This window comes from Mycobacterium sp. NBC_00419 (assembly GCF_036023875.1).
In the GTDB taxonomy this organism is placed as follows: Bacteria; Actinomycetota; Actinomycetes; order Mycobacteriales; family Mycobacteriaceae; genus Mycobacterium.
In genome coordinates, this window is sequence record NZ_CP107931.1 from 2,718,564 (window position 1) to 2,738,599 (window position 20,036).

General features: G+C 67.5%; 19 protein-coding genes. 11 read left to right on the forward strand and 8 right to left on the reverse strand.

Features of this window, described 5'->3' with window-relative positions:
* The first annotated feature begins 174 nt into the window (after window positions 1–174).
* Window positions 175–735 carry a TetR/AcrR family transcriptional regulator gene (locus OG976_RS12980; protein WP_328362815.1) on the forward strand — a complete coding sequence of 187 codons (561 nt, stop codon included), beginning with the start codon at window positions 175–177 and terminating at the stop codon, window positions 733–735.
* 24 nt (window positions 736–759) lie between these two features.
* Here OG976_RS12980 and OG976_RS12985 read toward each other — a convergent pair whose 3' ends face one another.
* Together OG976_RS12985 and OG976_RS12990 are read right to left on the reverse strand one after the other, a co-directional pair.
* Window positions 760–1,671: a coiled-coil domain-containing protein gene (locus tag OG976_RS12985; RefSeq protein ID WP_328362818.1), complete on the reverse strand. Its 912-nt coding sequence runs from the start codon at window positions 1,669–1,671 to the stop codon at window positions 760–762.
* A 126-nt stretch (window positions 1,672–1,797) separates the two neighbouring features.
* Complete coding sequence (locus OG976_RS12990) at window positions 1,798–2,679, reverse strand: universal stress protein (protein WP_328362819.1); 882 nt, start codon at window positions 2,677–2,679, stop codon at window positions 1,798–1,800.
* A gap of 239 nt (window positions 2,680–2,918) precedes the next feature.
* Between OG976_RS12990 and OG976_RS12995 the strand changes: the two genes are divergently transcribed.
* The 5 genes from OG976_RS12995 to OG976_RS13015 all read left to right on the forward strand — a co-directional run bounded on the left by OG976_RS12995 (window position 2,919) and on the right by OG976_RS13015 (window position 7,127).
* The gene (locus OG976_RS12995) at window positions 2,919–3,665 is read left to right on the forward strand and encodes an SDR family oxidoreductase (RefSeq protein ID WP_328362821.1); all 747 of its coding nucleotides are present in this window, start codon (window positions 2,919–2,921) and stop codon (window positions 3,663–3,665) included.
* Between the two features lie 50 nt (window positions 3,666–3,715).
* Window positions 3,716–4,186 (forward strand): nuclear transport factor 2 family protein, encoded by a 471-nt coding sequence (locus OG976_RS13000; RefSeq protein ID WP_328363519.1) that lies wholly within the window; start codon window positions 3,716–3,718, stop codon window positions 4,184–4,186.
* On the forward strand, window positions 4,183–5,124 hold the full coding sequence (locus OG976_RS13005; protein WP_328362823.1) for an SDR family NAD(P)-dependent oxidoreductase: 942 nt from the start codon (window positions 4,183–4,185) through the stop codon (window positions 5,122–5,124). Before OG976_RS13000 ends, OG976_RS13005 begins: the two co-directional genes overlap by 4 nt.
* Window positions 5,125–5,185: 61 nt before the next feature.
* Window positions 5,186–6,094, forward strand: coding sequence for a homocysteine S-methyltransferase (gene mmuM, locus OG976_RS13010; RefSeq protein ID WP_328362825.1), 909 nt, complete (start codon window positions 5,186–5,188; stop codon window positions 6,092–6,094).
* A gap of 91 nt (window positions 6,095–6,185) precedes the next feature.
* Window positions 6,186–7,127, forward strand: a complete 942-nt coding sequence (locus OG976_RS13015; RefSeq protein ID WP_328362827.1) for an ABC transporter substrate-binding protein — start codon at window positions 6,186–6,188, stop codon at window positions 7,125–7,127.
* Between the two features lie 9 nt (window positions 7,128–7,136).
* Here OG976_RS13015 and OG976_RS13020 read toward each other — a convergent pair whose 3' ends face one another.
* Window positions 7,137–7,472 (reverse strand): hypothetical protein, encoded by a 336-nt coding sequence (locus tag OG976_RS13020; protein ID WP_328362829.1) that lies wholly within the window; start codon window positions 7,470–7,472, stop codon window positions 7,137–7,139.
* Between the two features lie 114 nt (window positions 7,473–7,586).
* Here OG976_RS13020 and OG976_RS13025 point away from each other — a divergent pair, with 114 nt between their 5' ends.
* The gene (locus OG976_RS13025) at window positions 7,587–8,135 is read left to right on the forward strand and encodes a dihydrofolate reductase family protein (RefSeq protein WP_328362831.1); all 549 of its coding nucleotides are present in this window, start codon (window positions 7,587–7,589) and stop codon (window positions 8,133–8,135) included.
* A 17-nt stretch (window positions 8,136–8,152) separates the two neighbouring features.
* The gene (locus OG976_RS13030; protein ID WP_328362833.1) at window positions 8,153–9,667 is read left to right on the forward strand and encodes a serine hydrolase domain-containing protein; all 1,515 of its coding nucleotides are present in this window, start codon (window positions 8,153–8,155) and stop codon (window positions 9,665–9,667) included.
* 25 nt (window positions 9,668–9,692) lie between these two features.
* Here OG976_RS13030 and OG976_RS13035 read toward each other — a convergent pair whose 3' ends face one another.
* Together OG976_RS13035 and OG976_RS13040 are read right to left on the reverse strand one after the other, a co-directional pair.
* The gene (locus OG976_RS13035; protein WP_328362835.1) at window positions 9,693–10,112 is read right to left on the reverse strand and encodes a hypothetical protein; all 420 of its coding nucleotides are present in this window, start codon (window positions 10,110–10,112) and stop codon (window positions 9,693–9,695) included.
* Between the two features lie 61 nt (window positions 10,113–10,173).
* Window positions 10,174–10,899 (reverse strand): spermidine synthase, encoded by a 726-nt coding sequence (locus OG976_RS13040; RefSeq protein WP_328362837.1) that lies wholly within the window; start codon window positions 10,897–10,899, stop codon window positions 10,174–10,176.
* Between the two features lie 158 nt (window positions 10,900–11,057).
* Here OG976_RS13040 and OG976_RS13045 point away from each other — a divergent pair, with 158 nt between their 5' ends.
* Complete coding sequence (locus OG976_RS13045; RefSeq protein ID WP_328363521.1) at window positions 11,058–11,822, forward strand: DUF1906 domain-containing protein; 765 nt, start codon at window positions 11,058–11,060, stop codon at window positions 11,820–11,822.
* Here the strand turns inward: OG976_RS13045 and OG976_RS13050 are convergent, their stop codons facing one another.
* Together OG976_RS13050 and OG976_RS13055 are read right to left on the reverse strand one after the other, a co-directional pair.
* Window positions 11,823–13,019, reverse strand: a complete 1,197-nt coding sequence (locus OG976_RS13050) for a lycopene cyclase family protein (RefSeq protein WP_328362839.1) — start codon at window positions 13,017–13,019, stop codon at window positions 11,823–11,825.
* A gap of 113 nt (window positions 13,020–13,132) precedes the next feature.
* Entirely contained in the window at window positions 13,133–14,089 is a 957-nt protein-coding gene (locus OG976_RS13055) for an alpha/beta fold hydrolase (RefSeq protein WP_328362841.1), read from the reverse strand.
* A gap of 359 nt (window positions 14,090–14,448) precedes the next feature.
* Here OG976_RS13055 and OG976_RS13060 point away from each other — a divergent pair, with 359 nt between their 5' ends.
* Together OG976_RS13060 and OG976_RS13065 are read left to right on the forward strand one after the other, a co-directional pair.
* Window positions 14,449–16,482, forward strand: a complete 2,034-nt coding sequence (locus OG976_RS13060; RefSeq protein WP_328362844.1) for a toprim domain-containing protein — start codon at window positions 14,449–14,451, stop codon at window positions 16,480–16,482.
* Between the two features lie 9 nt (window positions 16,483–16,491).
* Entirely contained in the window at window positions 16,492–18,630 is a 2,139-nt protein-coding gene (locus OG976_RS13065; protein ID WP_328362847.1) for a DNA gyrase subunit A, read from the forward strand.
* Here the strand turns inward: OG976_RS13065 and OG976_RS13070 are convergent.
* Entirely contained in the window at window positions 18,627–20,015 is a 1,389-nt protein-coding gene (locus tag OG976_RS13070) for a DUF2236 domain-containing protein (protein WP_328362850.1), read from the reverse strand. The two genes, OG976_RS13065 and OG976_RS13070, sit on opposite strands and share 4 nt — an antisense overlap.
* Window positions 20,016–20,036: the final 21 nt, after the last annotated feature.

The following is a 20,036-nucleotide window of genomic DNA, read 5'->3' on the forward strand; positions in this document are numbered from 1 at the left end:
CATCGCGAGTCCCTCGAAGGCGCTATCTGCCGTTCGACTGCCTTAAGTTATACGGTTGGTATGACTGAACTCAATCGGATGATAGGAGTTGTAATGCGAGCAACGCCCGGACACCACAGTGACGGAGGCCACAGCGCTGCCCACCGGTAACCTGCAGGGAAAGGAGGGGTGCTGATGGCAAAGCCGGTCGCCGCCCGCGGCTTCGCCCGCGAGCGCGTGCTCGACGCGGCCCTCGAACTCTTCGCCCAGAACGGCGTCCGCGGGACCTCGATCCAGATGATCGCCGACCGCCTCGGAGTGACGAAAGCCTCGGTCTACTACCAGTTTCAATCCAAGGACGACATCGCCTTAGCGGTAGCTCAACCGCTGTTCGACGACATCGCACACATCCAGCGCATCGCCGACATGTTGCCCGCTCCACAAGCGCGCCGCGACATCGCCTTCAGCGGCCTCATCGATTTGGTCATCCGGCACCGCACGGTGGCTCACGTGTTCTACGGCGACCCCGTTATGCATGAACTACTCGACAGCAACGCGGAGCTGCGCAAGATGGTCGACGCGTTCACCGACTTGCTCCTGGGGTCCGGGACGGCTGACACCGAATTGGTCGCGATGACGCTGTTGACCGCCGGGATCTACGGGTGCGCCGCGGACCCCAGGCTGTGCGGGCTGGCCGACGACCAACTGCGCGAAAAGCTCCAAGAGGTCGTTAAGAAGTTCACCGCAGCGCTCTGACCGCCGGTCGGCCGGTCGTGGCTCTCAGCGAACCGTGACGTGAACGTGGTTGAAGTGGTTGGCCACGCGCCACATCGTGTACGACACCCCGAAGCGTTCGGCCTGACTTTGAACGTCGGCGTTGATGGCATCGCCCAGGGCCATGTCCGAGCCGATCATGATGTCGATGGCGTGGCCGCTCGGGTGATCCGGAAGCGCATCGGCGCGTACGCCACCGATGGACTGCACACCCGGGAAGGTGGAGATGACGTACGCCGCGAGGGTCCGTGCGTTGGGAACCAGACCGTTCATCCCGACGGTCGGAATCGCGCCACCCGGACCGAGCAAGGCCTGCTGCGCTTCGGGCATCGCGTAATAGGTCGCCCGGACCAACCTGACCTGGGTCTCCACCTCGGACTGTTTGGCCGCAACTTCGGCACGCAACGCCGCGGCAGCGTCGGCCGCCGATTTGGCCGCGGCAGCTGATTCAGCCGAGGCCGCCGCCATGGTTTCGGCCTGTCGGTTGGCCTCGCGGAAGCCCTGGACGTGCCGCGAGATGTCGTCGGCGATGGCCCGCTGGAAGCCGAGCTGGTCAATCAGAGTCTGCGGCGACCGGGCTGTCAGCATCGCATTGACGCTGTCAGTGCTGCCGCCGACGTAGAACGCGGATGCTGCCTTGTCGACGTACCCCTGATAGGCGGCAAGCTGCACATTGGTGGCTTCGAGTGCGGCCACATCGTCGGCGTGCTTCTGTTCGGCCTGACTCTGCAGTTGCAGCTTCCGGTCCAGGTCGAGCTCGGCGGCCTGGACGGTCTCGATCATCTGCTGCGCCTGCTTGGTCAGCTCATCGAGCTTGGCCAGTTCGTCTGCCGCAGGTTCGGCGTACGCGGTGCCGGCCCACATCACGCTGAGCGCCACAAGGATCGCGATCACGGCTGAACGCGGGTGAAACTTCACGACTGCGCATCCTCTGACTGCCGTCGACGTCGTCTGCGTCGAACTGCCGGCTCATGTGGCTTAGGTCTCGGAAAGGTTACGAAACGCTGTGGGCGTTGTCCAACCGCGGGGTCCAACCGCCGGAAATCACCGGACCACGAGCACCGGGCACTCCGCGTGATGGATCAGGTTCTGGCTGACCGAGCCGAGGATCGAGTCGGCGAGCCGACCGCGGCCATGGCTGCCGACCACCACCACCTGCGCCTCACGCGACAGATCGGTGAGGCCCTTGGCCGGACCGATATCCTGGAAAACCTTGTTGACGTGGGCGTTCGGATACTTCCTGGCGAACGGTTCGACCAACTCGTCCATCCGCTGGCGCTGCTGCGTCTGCAGTACGTCGAGTAGTTGCCAGTCCATGTTCGACTGGCCGCCGAGGTCACCCATTCCGACCGCCGCGTCGATCTCCCACATGTGCGCCACGGTCAGCTGTGCGTGCAATCCGCGGGCGAGGTCGAACGCTTCCGCGAGCGCGCGACTGGACGCCTCCGATTCGTCGACGCCGACGACGACGGGCAACGGCTTGCCGGTCCGCTTGGCGACGGGTGCACGCCAGACCACGACGGGACATTGCGCCCGATGGGTAACTCTGACCACATGGCCGCCCAGTGCGCGGTGCTCGGCCGCACCGGTGCCCACCACCAGCAGCCGGGCCGACTGGGAGGCCTCCGCCAACACCGTCGCGACGGCGCCCTTGACCGTTGCGGTGTGAATCGGCAGGTCGGGATGCGTCGAGCGCACGGCCGTCTGCGCCGGGGCCAGCACCCGGTCCGCGTCGGCACCGCTGTCCTGTTCGCCGGCTGGGTCAGCGCTCGCGAAGTGCAAGTCCAGCCGGGGTGTCGCATGCAGCAATGTCAGCGCAAGGCCATGGTCGGTGGCGTACTGCGCGGCCCACCGGGCAGCGCCGAGGGCGGTGTCCGACCCGTCGATGCCTACGACGACGGGCTGCTCGCTGGCTGCGGTGGTCATGGTTCTCCCTGTCTCAAGCCGCTGCCGGTAGGCAAGCGGATTGGTGTCAGCCGAATCCGGGCAGGACCGACAGCGCGGTGATGATGATCGCAGTTGCAGCAGCCATCTAGACGACACGGTGCCACAGTGCGACCGCGAGAGCGCCGATTAGGACTTGTCAGATTCGGGTACATCCGCGACCTCATGCCACGAGCGCCGGCCGCTCCGACGGTCCACGCCGGAACAGAAGAAGGCCCACGATGACCCTGCTCGAAGGTAAGACGGCGCTGGTGACCGGCGGCACCACCGGCATCGGATTGGCTGCCGCACAGCGCCTCGCCGCGGAGGGCGCGCACGTCTTTCTCACCGGCCGCAGCCAATCCACGCTCGACACCGCGGTCGAGTCGATCGGCTCGAGCGCCACCGGCATCCGCGGCGACATCACTGATCTCGCTGACCTGGACGCGCTCGCCGCGGCGATCGCCGCACACGGCCACGGTTTGGATGTCGTGTTCGCCAACGCGGGGGGCGGCGAGTTCGCGGCACTGGCCGACATCACCCCGCAACACTTCCTCGACACCTTCAATCGCAACGTCGGCGGAACTCTGTTCACGGTCCAGAAGATGCTGCCCCTTCTCAATCCGGGCGCGTCGATCATTCTGTCCGGCTCCACCTCCGCCTCCAGTGGCACGCCCACCTTCAGCGTGTACGCCGCGTCCAAGGCCGCGATCCGCTCCTTCGGCCGCACCTGGGCAGCCGAACTCGTGGGCAGCAATATCCGGGTGAACACCCTCATTCCCGGCCCGGTGAAAACGCCGGGGCTGGCCGGCCTGGCATCCCCCGGCGAGGAACAGGAACTGTTGGACGCCATGGCGTCAACCGTCCCGATGGGGCGACTGGGGCGACCCGATGAAATCGCCTCGGCTGTAGCGTTTCTCGCCTCGGACCAGAGCAGTTATATGACCGGGGCCGAACTGTTCATCGACGGCGGAGAGCAGCAGATCTAGAGTCGTCTCCACCGCCATGTCACCACGGGCCCCGAGGAGAACTGATGCCAGTGACCGTCCGTCCGCCGGTCCCCCCGTTCACGCTCGACACCGCCGTCGCGAAGGTGCGCAAGGCCGAAGACAGCTGGAATTCGCGTAACCCGGAAGCGGTCGCGCAGGCGTACACCGAGGACAGTTGGTGGCGCAACAGATCCACGTTCATTCAAGGTCGCGTCGGGATCATCGAGTTCCTCACTGCGAAATGGGAGCGCGAACTCGACTACCGACTGATCAAGGAACTGTGGGCGCACGACGGACATCGGATCGCCGTGCGGTTCTGCTACGAATATCGCGACGGCGACCATCAATGGTTCCGTGCCTACGGCAACGAGAACTGGCACTTTGACGACAGCGGGCTAATGCGCTGGCGGCACGCCAGCATCAACGACGTGGCGATCGACGAAGCCGACCGAAAGTTCCACTGGGACATCGGCGGCGTCCGCCCCGCCGACCATCCGGGGCTCAGTGAGCTGGGTCTATGACGCCCCCGGATACTGCGGCGAGGCTCACGACGCCATTCGGGTTCGAGTCGACGGCCGCCGATGTACTTAGAGGGGTCGACCTCACCGGGAAACGGGCGGTGGTCACCGGAGCCACCAGCGGACTGGGTGTCGAGACGGCACGTGCGTTGGCGGCGGCGGGCGCGGAGGTCGTGCTGGCGGTGCGGCGCCTCGACGCGGGCCAGCGGGTCGCCGAGGAGTTGCGCGAGGCCACCGGGAATGGCGGCATCACAGCGGCGGCGCTCGACCTGTCCGATCTCGCGTCGGTCTCGGCGTTCGCACGGCAATGGCAGGGCCCGTTGCACATTCTGGTGAACAACGCCGGCGTGATGGCCCTGCCCGAGTTGCAACGCAGTGCGCAGGGCGCTGAGATGCAGTTCGCGAGCAACTTCCTCGGCCACTTCTTCCTCGTCGTGCAGCTGCGCGAGGCGCTTGCCTCGGCCGGCGGCGCGCGCGTGGTGTCGGTGAGTTCCACCGGGCACCTGTTCTCGCCGGTGGTGTTCGACGACCTGCATTACCGGTTCCGGCCCTACGATCCGATGACAGCCTACGGTCAGTCGAAGACGGCTGCCGTGCTGCTGGCCGTCGAGGTGACCGCGCGGTGGATGGACGACGGAATCGTCTGTAACGCACTGAATCCCGGCGCGATTGCCACGGGCCTTCAAAAGCACACCGGCGGCTTGCGCACGCCGGAGGAGTTTCGGAAGACCGTCGAACAGGGCGCCTCGACGTCGGTACTGCTGGCGGCGTCGCCCCTCGTCGAGGGAATCAGCGGGCGGTACTTCGAGAACAACACCGAAGCCGACGTGGTGACCGAACGCGCCGAGAAGCTGGGCCGTGCCGGCGGGGTCGCGACCTACGCGCTCGACCCTGAGAACGCGCGGCGGCTATGGCTGGAGGCAACCTCCCTGACTTCGTGAAGGCCTCCGCACTGGAAACCATCGGGATCGCCCGGAGGAATATCGCCCTTACAGTGAGGCGGTGACTACTCCAGGATTCGCGGTGCCCGCCGACGGCGTGCTGATCGCCGATGGCGGCCTGGCGACCGAACTCGAGGCTCGCGGCCACGACCTGTCCGACGACCTGTGGTCGGCGAGGGTGCTGGCCGAAGCGCCGGACGAGATCATCGCGGTGCACGAGGCGTTCTTCAACGCCGGGGCGCAATTCGCGACCACCGCCAGCTACCAGGCGTCGTTCGAGGGCTTCGCCCGCCGGGGGATCGACCGGGCCGACGCCGAACGGTTGATGCGCCGCAGTATTGAGCTGGCCCAGTCCGCCCGGGACTCGGCGGCCACGCCCGCCTGGGTGGCGGCCTCGGTCGGGCCGTACGGGGCGATGCTCGCCAACGGCGAGGAGTACATCGGCCGCTACGGACTCACCGTCGCCGAATTGGCGGCCTGGCACCGACCGCGGCTGGAGGTGCTCATCAGCGCCGATCCGGACGTCCTGGCGCTGGAGACCGTTCCCGACAGCGACGAAGCCGAAGCGCTCGTGGGTTTGGTCCACGAACTCAGGGTTCCGGCCTGGCTGAGCTACACCATCGCCGGTGACCGGACCCGGGCCGGACAACCCCTCGAGGAGGCGTTCGCCGTCGCCGCCGACGTTCCCGAGATCGTCGCCGTCGGCGTCAACTGCAGCGCACCGGGCGACGTTCTCAGCGCCGTCGTCACCGCACGCCGGGTGACCGGTAAGCCGGTGATCGTCTACCCCAACAGCGGGGAGGTGTGGGACGGGGAGAACCGCGTGTGGGTCGGCGCGGCGGGCCTGGACACCGGCCTGGCAACCGAGTGGGTCGACGCCGGAGCCCGGATCGTCGGTGGCTGCTGCCGGGTGCGGCCCGAAGCCATCGCCGCGATGGCGGCGGCCGTCGCCGAGTTTCCCTCACCCTGATCCGGATGGCCTCCGACCGGATAGCCGAACGGTAGGTTGCTTGAGGCGCCCGCAAGCAACGCGGGCGTATCCGGCGTTGAGAGGTCGATTGGTGTTCACAGGACAAGAAAACGGGCAACGCTGGCGGCGGACCGCGGCAGTGGCGGCCGTAGCCATCGCCGTGACATCGGCCCTGACCCTGTCGAGCTGCTCAAAGAGCGGCGAATCGGCATCGGGCACCTCAGCCGGGCCGACCAACTCGACGGTCGAGGTCAAACCGCAGAAGGTCGACGAGATCGCCGCCACGGTGCCCGAAGAGATCCGCAAGTCCGGCAAGCTCGTCGTCGGCGTGACGATCCCCTACACCCCGAATGAGTTCAAGGACGCCGACGGCAAGATCGTCGGCTTCGACGTCGACCTGGTCAACGCCGTGGCCGCCACGCTCGGGCTGACCGCCGAGTACCGCGAATCCGATTTCGCCAAGATCATCCCGTCCATCGAGGGCGGCACCTTCGACGTGGGCATGTCGTCGTTCACCGACACCAAGGAACGCGAGCAGCAGGTGGACTTCGTCACCTACTTCTCCGCCGGAAGCCAGTGGGCACAAAAGGCCGGCGCGGGAATCGACCCCAACAATGCCTGCGGCAAGAAGGTCTCGGCGATGGCCGCCAGCACCCAGGTGACCGACGAACTGCCTGCGAAGAGCAAGGCGTGCGTGGACGCCGGTAAGCCGGAAATCCAGATTCTCACGTTCGACGGCCAGGACGCCGTGACCAACGCCGTCGTGCTCGGCCAGGCCGACGCGATGTCGGCGGACTCACCGGTGACCGCGTGGGCGATCAAGCAGAGCAAGGGCAAGCTGGAAGCCGCCGGCCCGGTCTTCGACTCCGCTCCCTACGGCTGGCCGGTGAAGAAGGGTTCGCCGCTGGCGCAGTCGCTGCAGAAGGCGCTCGAGCACCTCATTGCCAGCGGTGACTACAAGACGATTGTCACCAACTGGGGCCTGGAGGCCGGCGCCATCGACAAACCCCTCATCAACGGGGCCATCAACTAGCTCCCGGGGTTACGGGACGTAGCAGGGCTCCGCGCCGGGGGTGTAGTACTGCAGACCGGTCGGGGAGATACAGGGCGCCTCGCCGGGGAACGACGGAACCAGCGAGTACGCGTAGCTCTCCGGGAAGCCGTAGCGGACCCAGTCGCCAGCGACCGCGTCAGCCACGCCGACGCCCACCGCAGCGTCCACGGCGTCACCGGCGATACCCGGGGTGCAACCACCGACGGCCACGTGCCGACCGCTGACCCCGCCGCACACGTCGGCCTGGGCAATGGGGGCGATCGCTGTGGGGACTGCCGCCAGGGCAGCCAGGCTCAACAGGATCGTTGCAGTTTTCTTGGACATGCCGCCATTATCGCTTGCTAATTGACGTGCGTTACAAACGCATCTGCGATGACTTCGCTTCGGCCCAGCGGTCTACCTTCGAAACAGACCATCGACGAAGGGGAGGGCCGCCGGATGCGCCCGCTTCGGTATTCCATCAACGTCACGCTCGACGGGTGCTGTGACCATCGCGCCGGGATTCCGGACGAGGAGTTGCACCATCGCGCGATCGAGAACCTGCAGTGGGCCGACGCCCTGCTGTTCGGCCGGACGACCTACGACATGATGGAGTCCGCGTGGCGTCTGCCGGCGTCGGCCGACTCGATGCCGACGTGGACGCAGCCGTTCGCCCGGACCATCGACGCGGCGAAGAAGTACGTGGTGTCCTCGACGCTCGACCGGGTGGATTGGAACGCCGAACTCGTTCGCGGCGACCTGGGTGACGCCGTTCGGCGGCTCAAGGAGGAGCCGGGTAACGGCCTGCTGACCGGCGGCGTGCAACTTCCGCAGGCACTGGTCGAGTTGGGGTTGATCGATCAGTACGAGTTCGTGGTGCATCCGCGGCTGGCCGGTCATGGCCCGACCCTGTTCTCGGGGTTGTCGAAGTACGTCGACCTGGAACTCGTCGACCGGCTGGAATATGCGTCGGGGGCGGTGGCGCTGCGGTACGTGCCGAGGCGGTAGCTACCGTCGATGCTGTGATGGCGTCAGGCTCGCGGGTCGCTCGGGGGGTCGCGGTGGCAATGGTGTCGCTGTCCGTCGCCACCGTCCCGGCGTGTGGCGGGCGCCCGGCACCCACCCCACCGGTGTCCGGACAGGCGGCGAGGACCACGCCGACCACCCCAGCGCCGGCCCTGCCCGTGGTGCCGGCCGGCGATTTCACACAGGTCGCCCGGCTCGTCACCGAGGCCATCGCGGCGCCCCGCATGCCCGGCGCGGTCGTCCAGGTCGGGCACGGCGGCAACGTCGTGTTCCGCCAGGCGTTCGGCGCGCGCAAGCTGCCCGGCGAACCCGGGCTGGGCGGATCGCCGGCACCCGCTGAGCCGATGACCGAGGACACCATCTTCGACCTCGCGTCGATGACGAAGAGCCTCGCCACCGCGACCGCCGTTCTCCAGCTCTACGAACGGGCCGACGTTCACATCGACGATTCCGTGCAGACCTACCTGCCCGAGTTCAACCCGGCGAACGACCCACGCCGGGCTCAGGTGACGCTGCGGATGCTGCTCACCCACACCTCAGGTCTGGCAGGCGATCTCAGCATGGGCGGGCCGTGGGGACTGGACCGGGCCGACAAGGAAGAAGGCCTTCGTCGTGCGCTCGCCACGCCGTTGGCGTTCGAACCCGGCGAGGTGTTCCACTACTCCGATATCGGCTTCATCATCCTGGGCGCGCTTGTCGAGAAGGTCACCGGCGAGTCTGAGGACGTTTACGTTGCGCGCAACGTGTTCGTGCCGCTCGATATGCGCGACACCCGCTATCTGCCCGCGGACAAGGCCTGCGGTCCGCACCGGATCATCGGTGCGGCAATCGTTTTCGATCCGGACGCAGCCCAGGTTGAGCAATGTCCGGCAGGCAGCTGGAACACCGATCTGCTCGGCCGGATCGCACCGACGGCACATGACGAAGACACCCCCGGCATCAACCCCGACTTCGACCGGCTGCTGCGCGGCACCGTGCACGACCCGACCGCGCGCCGCATGGGTGGGGTCGCCGGCAGCGCCGGGGTGTTCTCGACGGTCCGGGATCTCGGCCTGTTCGCGCAGGCCCTGCTCGATCGGCTCGCGGGCCGGCCGAGCAGGTTTCCGCTGACGCAAGCGACTCTGGAGCTGATGACGACACCACAGCAGCCCGGCCACACCGACGGCCAGCTCGACGCGGCGAACATCGCCGCGCAGCAGGCCCTCGCGGACACCCCGAATCGATCCAATCCCCTTCTCGCGGTGAACTATCCGGCGATCGCAGGACAGAACCTGCGTGGCCTGGGCTGGGATATCGACACCGCGCTGTCCAGGCCGCGCGGGATGCTCTTCCCGATCGGCAGCTTCGGCCAGGGCGGGTTCACCGGAACCACGCTGTGGATCGACCCGGGCTCTGATACCTATGTGATCGTGCTGGCCAACGTCATCCATCAGCGCGGCGGTCCACCGGTCGTCACGCTGAGCGGCGAGATCGCCACCGAGACAGCTCGGGCGCTGGGCCTGTACGGCAGTTAGCCCGCCCCGTTGGTGACGTGCGGACCTACGGACAGCGGGTCATCTTCGAGGTCTTGCCGTCGTTGGCCGATTCCATTGTCTGGGCGTCGATAACGGTGACGCTGACCTTGAAGTCGGGCTCGTCGACGAATCCGATCACACCGTCGCTGTAGGTCCAGTTGCCGAACGGGCCATCACTGGTGCCGTCCGCGCGCAAACCGATGGCCATCGTGCAGTCACCATTGGTGCCCCATTTCCCGATCAGGAAATCCCGCGTGGGCCGCTCCCCCACAGCCGGCACCGCCGGGCTGGCCGGGGCTTGGGCCGACGTGACCGACGCGCTGGATGCAGCTGACGTAGCGGGGGCAGTCGATGTGTCCGCGGCAGGCTTGGCGGACCCGCCACAGGCAGTGAGGGCAAGCGCGGCGGTGATGCCCAGGGTGCCCAGCACGAATCGGATCGTCATGGGCCTGAGTATGTGCCTTCCGGCACGATCGGGTGCCTGAACCGGAAAGGCGCCCTGGACTTCACTGCGGGCCCGGCCGGGTCGCCAGATAGATCGTCGCAGCGGACTGGCCTCGGGTGATGGGGTTGTCGAACCAGACGGTCGCGGCCTCGACATCGGTGAATACGGCTGCCAGGACGGCGGTGAACTCCTCGTCGGGAGGATCGTCGCTCCACATCGCGAAGGTGCCGCCCGGGACCAGCTTGGTGGACATGGCCTGCAGGCCGTCGCGGGTGTAGAAGCCCGCGTGCGGATCGTGGAGCAGGTGTCGCGGCGAATGGTCGATGTCGAGCAGGATCGCGTCATAGGTTCGGCCGGGGGTTTGTGGATCGAAGCCCACCGCACCGGTCGCGGCGCCGAAGAAGTCCGCGCACACGAGCGTGACGCGACCGTCGGCGGCCAGACCGGCGGTATCCGGGAGCAGATCGCGTTGGTGCCAGTCGATGACGGCATCGGAGTACTCGATGACGGTGACCGTACGAATTCTGCTGCAGTGCAACACTTCTTGAGCGGTGTAGCCGAGGCCGAGCCCGCCGACGACCACGTTCAGCGCGGCGCCCGGGGTCCGCGCCAGCCCGAGCCGGGCCAGCTCCTTTTCCGCGACCGTGAACAGGCTCGACATCACATGCTCGTCACCGAGCTTGACCTCGAACACATCTGCGCGCAGCGAGGGGTCGAACCGGCGCCGCAGACTGATGACGCCCATCGGCGTCTCCTGCCAGCCCAACTCCTCGAAACGTGCGCTCACCAAATGACAGTAGCTGCCGGCCGGGTTTCGGTTTCGCGTCACCTGGATCGCGAACCGGACACGGCCAGCCGTCGCTGCACCGATAGCAGCGTTCCCGTTGTTAGTGTCGCCCGGTGCTGGACTTGCCGGAAACCAACGGTCTGCGGTCGTCGCGCCCGATTTCCCGGCGCGACGCACTGCGCTACGCCGCCGCGGGGTCGGCGTTCGCGGCCGGGCTCGGTGTCGCGGCGGGTGCTGCTGCGCCCGCCGCGTCGGCCGCCGCTCCCACGCTGATCGACTTCGCCATGCGTCAGATCCCGGCCGCGGATATCCGGGCTGCCGGCCACTCCGGCGTCATCAACTACGTCTCGACGTCGCGACCCGGCTCGAGCTTCGGCGCCAAGCCGATCACCCTGCCCTACGCGCAGTCACTGACCGCCGCAGGCCTGGTCATCGTCAGCAACTACCAGTACGGCAAGCCTGGCGGCACCGCACCGTCGGACTTCACCCGCGGATACGCCGGCGGCGTCGCCGACGCGCGTACCGCCTGGCAGTTGCACACCGCCGCGGGTGGCGGCCAGAGCGCACCGATCTTCTTCAGCGTCGACGACGACATCAACCGGGAGACCTGGAACAACGTTGCGCTGCAATGGTTCCGCGGCATCAACTCGGTAATCGGCGTGCAGCGCACCGGTATCTACGCCGGTATCAACCCGTGCCAGTGGGCCACCGCCGATGGAGTGATCGGGCGTTCGCAGTCGCCCGGTCACGTCTGGGCGTGGCAGACGCGGTCGTGGTCGCGCGGCCAGATCTATCCGGCCGCCGTTCTGTATCAGCGAGTGGTGGCCACCGCGTCGAATCCCGGGCCGGTGGTGGGCGGTCTCGAGGTCGACGTCAGCGATGTGCTGGCCCAGGACTGCGGGCAGTGGAACCTGCATCCGTGACTAGGTCGGTACCGCGACACTGACCTCGTCGTTGGTGGGCAGCGGCCGCATGAGCGCGGGCAGGACGAGGTGGCGGCGCATGCGCCAGTTCGACTCGCGGAACAGCGATGCCATCGCCGCGACGGTGCCGCCGACATCGTCGCGGCCGGTGAGGTAGGCCCACCGGTGGGCGTCGGGCAGCTCGAAGAACTGCTCGAAGAAGCGGGGGACCTCGGCATCCGGCATGCGCAGTACCGCTTCCAGGCCGATCTGGCGGACACGGTGGATCACCTTCGCCGCCGGTGACCAGACGGTTGCGTGGGCTGCGGCGAGCGCGCGGTCGGGGTGGCCGGGCAGGTGCGCGGCGAGTGCGGCCGCCACCTGGGGGGCGAGCTGCAGCGATGCGGCCACACTGAACCCGGTTGCCGGGTGAATCAGGGGGGCGGCCGCACCGAAACCGAGCACGTTGGACCCCGAGTGTCGCGGATGATCGACGCGGAACGAAACCTTCTCTGAGCGTGCATCTTTCGGTGCCACGATGCCGTGGTGGGCCAGGCGTGCGTGGAGGCGGCGGCGCAGGGTAGACAGCGGTAGCCCGGGCCGGCGTGCCAGTGAGGTCTCTTCGACGAGTATCTGGCCTTCGCCCAGGGGGACGACGTAGAGGAACGTCGGCCAGCCGGGCTCACCGTGGTCGGCGCGCCAGTCCATGAACAGTGCCTCACCGGTGTCGACCAGCGTGGTGACCGATTCCTCCGGGAGGATCACCCCGTAGGCCGTCTGTTCGGCGGGCACTCGGCGCGACGGGGTGGGGTCCAGCGGGCGCCACCGGCCCGCGGCGTCCACGACGACCGCGGCCCGCAGTGACGAGCCATCGGCGAGCGCCACCACACCGGGCTCCGGGGATCCGACGGCGCGCCCGGTGTTGACGGTCACCCCCGTCAACTGGTCGGCGAGGTGCGCGCGGAGAGCGTCGACGTCGAGGACGGCGTACTCCCAGCCCAGACGGTGTTCGGTGAGCGCGATCGCCCGCCCAGCCGCTCTTGCCGCGACGACGGAAGCCGGCAGGTCAGCCGGTATTTCCGGGCTCCACATCCCGTAGGTCGCCACCCAGGGCCGGTCCGGGTTTGGGTCGAGCAATCCGACGTCCAGTCCGACCTTTGTGCACGCGGCGGCCAACGCCATGCCGGCGGGTCCGGCCCCGACCACCAAGACGTCCATGTGTTCCATGGTGCCCTGTGAAGTGTCGACCGGCGATGACATAACCGGGACATGTGGCGAACGGGGATCGAGTGGCAACCGCTGCCGGGTGGTTCGGCGGGTCGGCTGTCAGCTCACTGATCGAGTCCGTCGGGTAGCTGCTCGGCGCCCCCATCAGCGAGGGGTTGGCCGATGAAGTCCAGTCCGGCGCGGATTGCGGGGCGGTGCCGCAAGATTCGGTAATGCGCTAGTCGACCGAGTCCACGCGTGGTGTGGAGGCGCGCGCCTGGCCATGCAGTCGCCACGCGTTCACTGGCCGCATAGGGGCTGTCTGGGTCATCGGGGTCGTGAATCAGAAGTAGCTGCGGATAGTTGGCTCGTCGACCGGTCCACGTCAAATTCGTCTCATGGAGTGGCCTGCCTATCCGCGCCTCCAGGCGACGATGCAGGCCCGAACGGATCCGGCGGCCAAAGCCGTGACGTGCGGCGAACAGATCGAGATAGAGCGGGAATTCGCCCATGGGCGCCAGGAAGACCAAGCGTCCGACCGGTGCGCCCGCAGCCGCCGCCAGTACGGTTGCGTTCGCCCCGAGCGAGTGGGCAACCACCGCGTGTGCCGGCCCGTGTGCCGCAATCATGGCCGCAATCGCGTCGGCACACTCGATGGCGGTGGTGCGCCCGGGCGCGAGCGCACCGGGCTCAGATTCGTTGTGGCTCGGCAAGTCGAACGCGATAACCCGATAGCCCGCTGCCACAAGCGGATTGACGAACACTGCCAAATGGGCGCGCTGACCGCCCCAACCGTGCACCAGATAGATCGGCGGTCCCTCGCCCCATTGCTCCCCGGCGACCCGATGTCCATCCCAGAACGCTTCTGTCGGCCTGCCCGGTGACACACCCGGCGGCATGCGCAAACTCGACTCAAGAACCGGCGGGGTGCACCACAGCTCGACTGCCCACCGAGATCCCAGAGCGGGAACCGACCGCTCCAGCAGCCAGAACAGCCTGCGCACCCGCGCACCCACAGGGGGCAGGACGCCGGAGCCCGCAAGGTCGAGCGGTGGTAGGTCTCGCGATGCCTCCTCCGTCATGACCCCCGATTGTAGGGGCCCCGCACGAATCGCCAGATCTGTGCAGGTCCGCGCACCGCAGCCGACCCGTCGGCCGGTGCCACCACACAGCCGTCCCCTCGCGTGAGCCTTGTCGCTGACCTGAGCTGTCGCGAAGGCGCCAGACCCGAATGGCGCTGCGGCTCAGGGGAACCCATCACACCCGACGAGCTGTTGCGTGCGCCGCGCTGGGCTTTCGCCGCCGTGCCTGACTGTGGGTGCCTTCGGGCATGATGTCGGGCCGCGACGTGGCCCGGCCGCCGCGACCTGCGGATACACAAGAAAGTCGGACCTGCCGTCTACCATTCCACCGGCGCCCCACCCGATGGAAAGGACGAGACGTGAGCTACACCGCTGCTGACATCACCGAGCTCGACGATGTCCAGCACACCCGCCTGCGGCCGGCGGTGAACCTCGGTCTGGACGTCCTGAACACCGCTTTGCGGGAGCTCATCGACAACGCAGTAGAAGAGGTGGCAGACCCCAGCCACGGCGGCTCCTGCGTCACGATCACCCTGCACGGCGACGGCTCGGTCAGCGTCGCCGACGACGGGCGCGGTCTGCCCGTCGACACCGATCCGACGACCGGCAAGAACGGCATCGTCAAGACGCTGGGTACCGCGCGTGCCGGTGGGAAGTTCTCCGCGCACGCCGACGCCACCAGCACCGGAGCGGGGCTGAACGGAATCGGCGCCGCGGCCGCCGTCTTCATCTCCGCCCGTACCGACGTCACGGTGCGCCGGGCCGGAAAGACCTACCTGCAGAGTTTCGGCCGCGGCTACCCCGGCGTGTTCGAGGGCTCCGAGTTCGATCCGGAGGCGCCGTTCACCCGCGCCGACGCGCAGAAGCTACGCGGCATCGGCAACCGAAAGCCCGACGCGCAGGGCACAACAGTGCGCATCCTGTTCGACTCCGCTGTCGTGCCCGACTCCAGCATTGACATCGCCGAGGTACTGCTGCGCGCCCACGCCGCGGCGCGGATGTCTCCCGGTGTGCACTTGATCGTCGTCGACGAAGGCTGGCCGGGCGACGAGATCCCGCCGGCCTTGCTCGAGCCGTTCAACGGCCCGTGGGGTACCGACACGCTGCTTGACCTCATGTGCACCGCGGCCGGTAACCCTGCACCGTCGGTGCGGGCTGTCGTGGAGGGCCGTGGCGAGTACACCACCGGCCGCGGCCCGACACCGTTTCGGTGGTCGCTGACAGCGGGTCCGGCCGAGCCGGCGACGGTGGCCGCGTTCTGCAATACCGTGCGCACCCCCGGCGGCGGGTCGCACCTGACCGCGGCGATCAAGGGGCTGTCCGAGGCCTTGTCCGACCGGGCGTCCCGCATCCGCGACCTGGGTCTGGCCAAAGGCGAGGAAGGCCCTGAGCCACAGGATTTCGCGGCGGTCACCGCCCTGACCGTCGACACCCGCGCTCCCGATGTGTCGTGGGACTCCCAAGCCAAGACGGCGGTGTCGTCACGGTCGCTAAACCTGGCGATGGCACCGGATGTGGCCCGCAGCGTCACCGTGTGGGCGGCCAACCCGGCCAACGGTGACGCCGTGTCACTGTGGACGAAGCTGGCGCTCGAGTTCGCGCGGGCACGGCGTAGCGCCGAAGGCGCCAAGGCGCGCTCCCGCGCGGCATCCAAAGCCAAGGGGCTCGGCACCAATCTGTCGCTGCCGCCGAAGCTGTTGCCCAGCAGGGAAACCGGGCGCGGGTCGGGAGCCGAGCTGTTCCTCTGCGAGGGCGACTCGGCGCTGGGCACCATCAAAGCCGCGCGCGACGCCACATTTCAGGCGGCCTACCCACTGAAGGGCAAGCCGCCCAACGTCTACGGGTACGCCCTGAGCAAGGCTCGGGGCAAGGACGAATTCGATTCGATCGAACGCATCCTGGGCTGCGGCGTGCGCGACCACTGCGACCCCGAACAGTGCCGCTATGACCGGATCCTGTTCGCCTCCGACGCCGATCCCGACGGCGGCAACATCAACTCGAGCCTGATCTCGATGTTCCTGGACTTCTACCGTCCGCTCGTCGAGGCCGGTCTGGTCTACGTCACGCTCCCGCCGCTGTTCGTGGTCAAGAACGGTGACGAACGGATCTACTGCCAAGACGAGTCCGAGCGGGACGCCGCGGTGGCCCAGCTGAAGGCGACCTCCAAGAAGCGGGTGGAGGTGCAGCGCAACAAGGGTCTCGGTGAGATGGACGCCGACGACTTCTGGAACACCGTGCTGGATCCCCAGCGGCGCACGGTAATTCGCGTCCACCCCGACCACAGCGAGATGAACCTGCACCATACGTTGTTCGGCGGGCCGCCCGAGGGCCGACGCACGTGGATGGCCGACATCGCCGCCCGCGTCGACACCTCTGCGCTCGACCTCGACTAGGAGTACTTCGTGACCGCCACTCTCGAGATCCCCGAGCAGAACCCCGATCTGGTGCTCGACCAGAGCGCCGATGACTACTGGAACCACTACCAGCTGACCTTCGCGCTCTACAGCGTCAGCGACCGTGCCATCCCGTCTGCGTTCGACGGGCTCAAGCCCGGCCAACGGCGGCTGCTCTACCAAATGCACGAGTCGAAGCTGCTGCCCGGCAACAAGCCGCAGAAGTCGTCGAAGGTCTGCTCCGCGGTCACCGGCAACCTGCATCCCCACGGTGGCGCGTCGATGTATGGTGCGGCCGCGCTGATGGCCGCCGAGTTTCAGCGCGTGAAAGTCATTGACGGACAGGGCGCATTCCCGCGTATCCAAGGTGACATCCCCGCCGCCGATCGCTACACCGAGATGCGGCTGTCGGCACCCGGCGCGGCCCTGACCGCCGAACTCGACGACCATGCCGTCCCGATGGTGCCGACATTCGACGGCGAGTGGACCGAGCCGACGATGCTGCCTGCCCAGTGGCCGGTACTGCTGTGCAACGGCGCCGTCGGTATCGCCGAGGGATGGGCCACCAAAGTGCCTGCACACAACCCCCGCGAGATCATGGCCGCGTGCCGCGCCCTACTGAAGACCCCGAACATGACCGACGACCGGCTGGTGAAACTCATCCCGGGGCCGGACTGGGGATGCGGGTCAACCGTCGTCGGCACGGCCGGGCTGCGCGAGTACATCACCACCGGCCGTGGGGCTTTCACCGTGCGTGGCACGGTGAACATCGACGGCAAGAACTGCGTCATCACCGAACTACCGCCCGGGGTGGCGAGTAATACTGTGCAGGAACGGATCCGGGCCCTCGTCGAGTCCGGCGAGATGTCCGGTGTCGCCGACATGTCGGACCTCACCGACCGGCGCAACGGGCTGCGGATCGTGGTCACCGCCAAACGTGGCCACGACGCTGAACAGATCCGCGAACAGCTGCTGGCGCTGACCCCGCTGGAGTCGACGTTCGCCGCCAGCCTGGTCGCCCTCGACGAGAACCGGGTGCCGCGCTGGTGGTCGGTGCGCGAATTGATTTCGGCGTTCCTGTCGCTGCGCGATTCGGTGGTGCTGCACCGCAGCGAGTATCGGCTCGAGAAGGTGACCGCCCGCCGCCACCTGGTGGCCGGCCTGATGACCATCCACCTCGACATCGACGCCGCCGTGGCCGTCATCCGCGGTTCAGACACCGTCGATGAGGCCCGCCAGGGATTGCAGGAGCGGTTCGCGATCGACGCCGTTCAGGCCGATTATGTTCTGGCGCTGCAACTTCGCCGGCTCACCAAACTTGACGTCATCGAACTACAGGCCGAGGCAGAGAAGCTGGACGCCGAGTTCGCGGCACTGACCGAGCTGGTGGCCAATCCCGACGCCCGGCGGGCGGTGATCGACCAAGAGCTCGTCGAGACCGCGAAACTGTTCAAGGGCCCCGAGTTCGACCGTCGCACCGTGCTGGACGCCGAGGCCACCCCGGTCGCCGCCAGCACCGACGAGGACGGTTCCCGCGAACGTAAGGTCAACACCGCCTGGCGCCTCGACGATCGCGGAGTGTTCTCCGACAGCCACGGAGAGCTGCTGACATCCGGTCTCGGCTGGGCTGTGTGGACCGACGGGCGGGTGAAGTTCACGACCGGCAACGGTCTGCCCTACAAGATCCGGGACATCCCGGTGGCGCCGGACATCACCGGGCTGGTGCGCTCGGGGGTGCTCCCGGCGGGTTACCACCTGGCACTGGTGACGCGACGGGGCAAGGTCCTGCGTATCGATCCGGCGGCGGTGAATCCGCAGGGGGCGGCGGGCAATGGTGTCGCCGGAGTGAAGCTGGCTGCCGACGGGGACGAGGTGATCGCCGCACTGCCGGTATCGTGCGGCAACGGCGAGGCCATCCTGTCCGTGTCGGAAAAGAGTTGGAAGGTCACCGAAGTCGCGGACATCCCGGTGAAGGGTCGTGGCGGCGCCGGCGTCGGATTCCATCCGTTCGTCAAGGGCGAGGATGCGCTGCTGGCGGCGTCGATCTCCGCGACCGGTTACGTGCGCGGCTCGAAGAACGTGCGCGCCGAGCCCCGTGCGAAGGCGTCGATCAAGGGCTCGGGAGCTGATGTGGCCCCGGCCGGCTAACCGGTGAAGCCGTCCCCCGATGTCGAACGGTCGTGGTGGGTGTAGGTCGACGGGGTCTTGCGGTCGCGGGCGATCTTGTCCAGCATGGCAATCCGCTCACGCGCGGCCTCGCCACTCTTGTTCCTGCGCTCGCGGACCGGGTTGGACCACGGCACGCTGTCGGCCACCATGGCGATGCCGACATTGAGCCGAGTGAGGTTCGCGAAGTAGCGCACGCGGCGCTCGAAGTTGTAGCCCAGCGGCTCAAAGAGTGTGCCCACCAGCATGGCCTCGATCTGCTGGTATCCGAACACAACGCCAGCCGGCGCCAGGGCGATGCTGGCCGTGATCTGATTGGCGTATCGGGATACGACATTCCTGGCCCAGCCCGGAAGTGCCTCGGTCAAGGTTGTCAGGTGCGCCGGACCGGCGATGGCATCGACCAGCTCAGCACGCCACGGCGACGGGTTACCACCCCTGGCGAGAACGTAATTCAACGATTTGATCAGCTCGATGCCGTTCTCGGAGTGCAGCAACTCCGGTGCTCCCCACAACCGGCCGGAGAACGACGAATACTCGGCAAGATCCTCGAGCTGCTGCGGCGTCAGCTTGCGCCCGAACGCGTGATCGACGAGACGTCCGAGCAACATGCCGCTGCCGAAGCCCAGCAACGAGGTCACGGGAATGGGTTCGCCGAACTTCAGATAGACCTCGTCACCCCACTTCCGACGGAGCCCCCGACTGGCCAGTGCGTGCATCAACCGCACCCGCACCACGTCCTGGAAAGCCTGTGAATGCCGGTCGAAGATGTCGGCAAGCGTGAAGGCGGCGAATACCCGGGCTGTTTCGATGAAGCGTCGCGGGCCGTCGTCGGCGAAGCGACCCGTGGCACCGGTGGCTGCGGAGATGTCGCCCGTCATCGCGGTCTCGTAGAACGCCCACGAGCGGATGATCGTGGTGGCGGCCCACGTGCTCGACATCGCCAGCATCCGGCCTCGCTCGGCAGATTCGAGATCGAACTGCGCCGGTAGTTGATCCAGGTGCTCAAAGAGCTCGATGAACTCTTGCGGCGGATCGTCGAGGGTGTCGATGCCGCGGGTCAACGCCTGCTCGAACAGAGCGCGGCCCTGTTCGGGACCGAGGCGCTCGAACGCGTCGACCGCGCCGATCATGTATTCGTCGCGCTGCCAGAAATAGTCGTCGCGCAGGCGGGTGAGGTCACTGGGTTGGACCTCTTTGTCGGTGTCGATCCACTCTCCGAACAGGAACTCGCGCATCCGGCGCCACTGGTCGGCGAAGTGGTCACGACCGGGCGGGATGGGCCGCAACGGCCGATCGGGATGATCGCGCCGATTGAAGTCGACGTCCTCCAAGAGGATGTCCGGACGCTCGCCAGTCACCGTCATGAGGCGACGTTATCGCGGGCG

Excerpts from the sequence above, each read along its gene's own strand:
- OG976_RS12980 (WP_328362815.1), top strand. The coding sequence starts at position 175 with ATGGCAAAGCCGGTCGCCGCCCGCGGCTTCGCCCGCGAGCGCGTGCTC.
- OG976_RS12990 (WP_328362819.1), bottom strand. The coding sequence starts at position 2,679 with ATGACCACCGCAGCCAGCGAGCAGCCCGTCGTCGTAGGCATCGACGGG.
- OG976_RS12995 (WP_328362821.1), top strand. The coding sequence starts at position 2,919 with ATGACCCTGCTCGAAGGTAAGACGGCGCTGGTGACCGGCGGCACCACC.
- OG976_RS13005 (WP_328362823.1), top strand. The coding sequence starts at position 4,183 with ATGACGCCCCCGGATACTGCGGCGAGGCTCACGACGCCATTCGGGTTC.
- OG976_RS13020 (WP_328362829.1), bottom strand. The coding sequence starts at position 7,472 with ATGTCCAAGAAAACTGCAACGATCCTGTTGAGCCTGGCTGCCCTGGCG.
- OG976_RS13025 (WP_328362831.1), top strand. The coding sequence starts at position 7,587 with ATGCGCCCGCTTCGGTATTCCATCAACGTCACGCTCGACGGGTGCTGT.
- OG976_RS13030 (WP_328362833.1), top strand. The coding sequence starts at position 8,153 with ATGGCGTCAGGCTCGCGGGTCGCTCGGGGGGTCGCGGTGGCAATGGTG.
- OG976_RS13035 (WP_328362835.1), bottom strand. The coding sequence starts at position 10,112 with ATGACGATCCGATTCGTGCTGGGCACCCTGGGCATCACCGCCGCGCTT.
- OG976_RS13050 (WP_328362839.1), bottom strand. The coding sequence starts at position 13,019 with ATGGACGTCTTGGTGGTCGGGGCCGGACCCGCCGGCATGGCGTTGGCC.
- OG976_RS13055 (WP_328362841.1), bottom strand. The coding sequence starts at position 14,089 with ATGACGGAGGAGGCATCGCGAGACCTACCACCGCTCGACCTTGCGGGC.
- OG976_RS13070 (WP_328362850.1), bottom strand. The coding sequence starts at position 20,015 with ATGACGGTGACTGGCGAGCGTCCGGACATCCTCTTGGAGGACGTCGAC.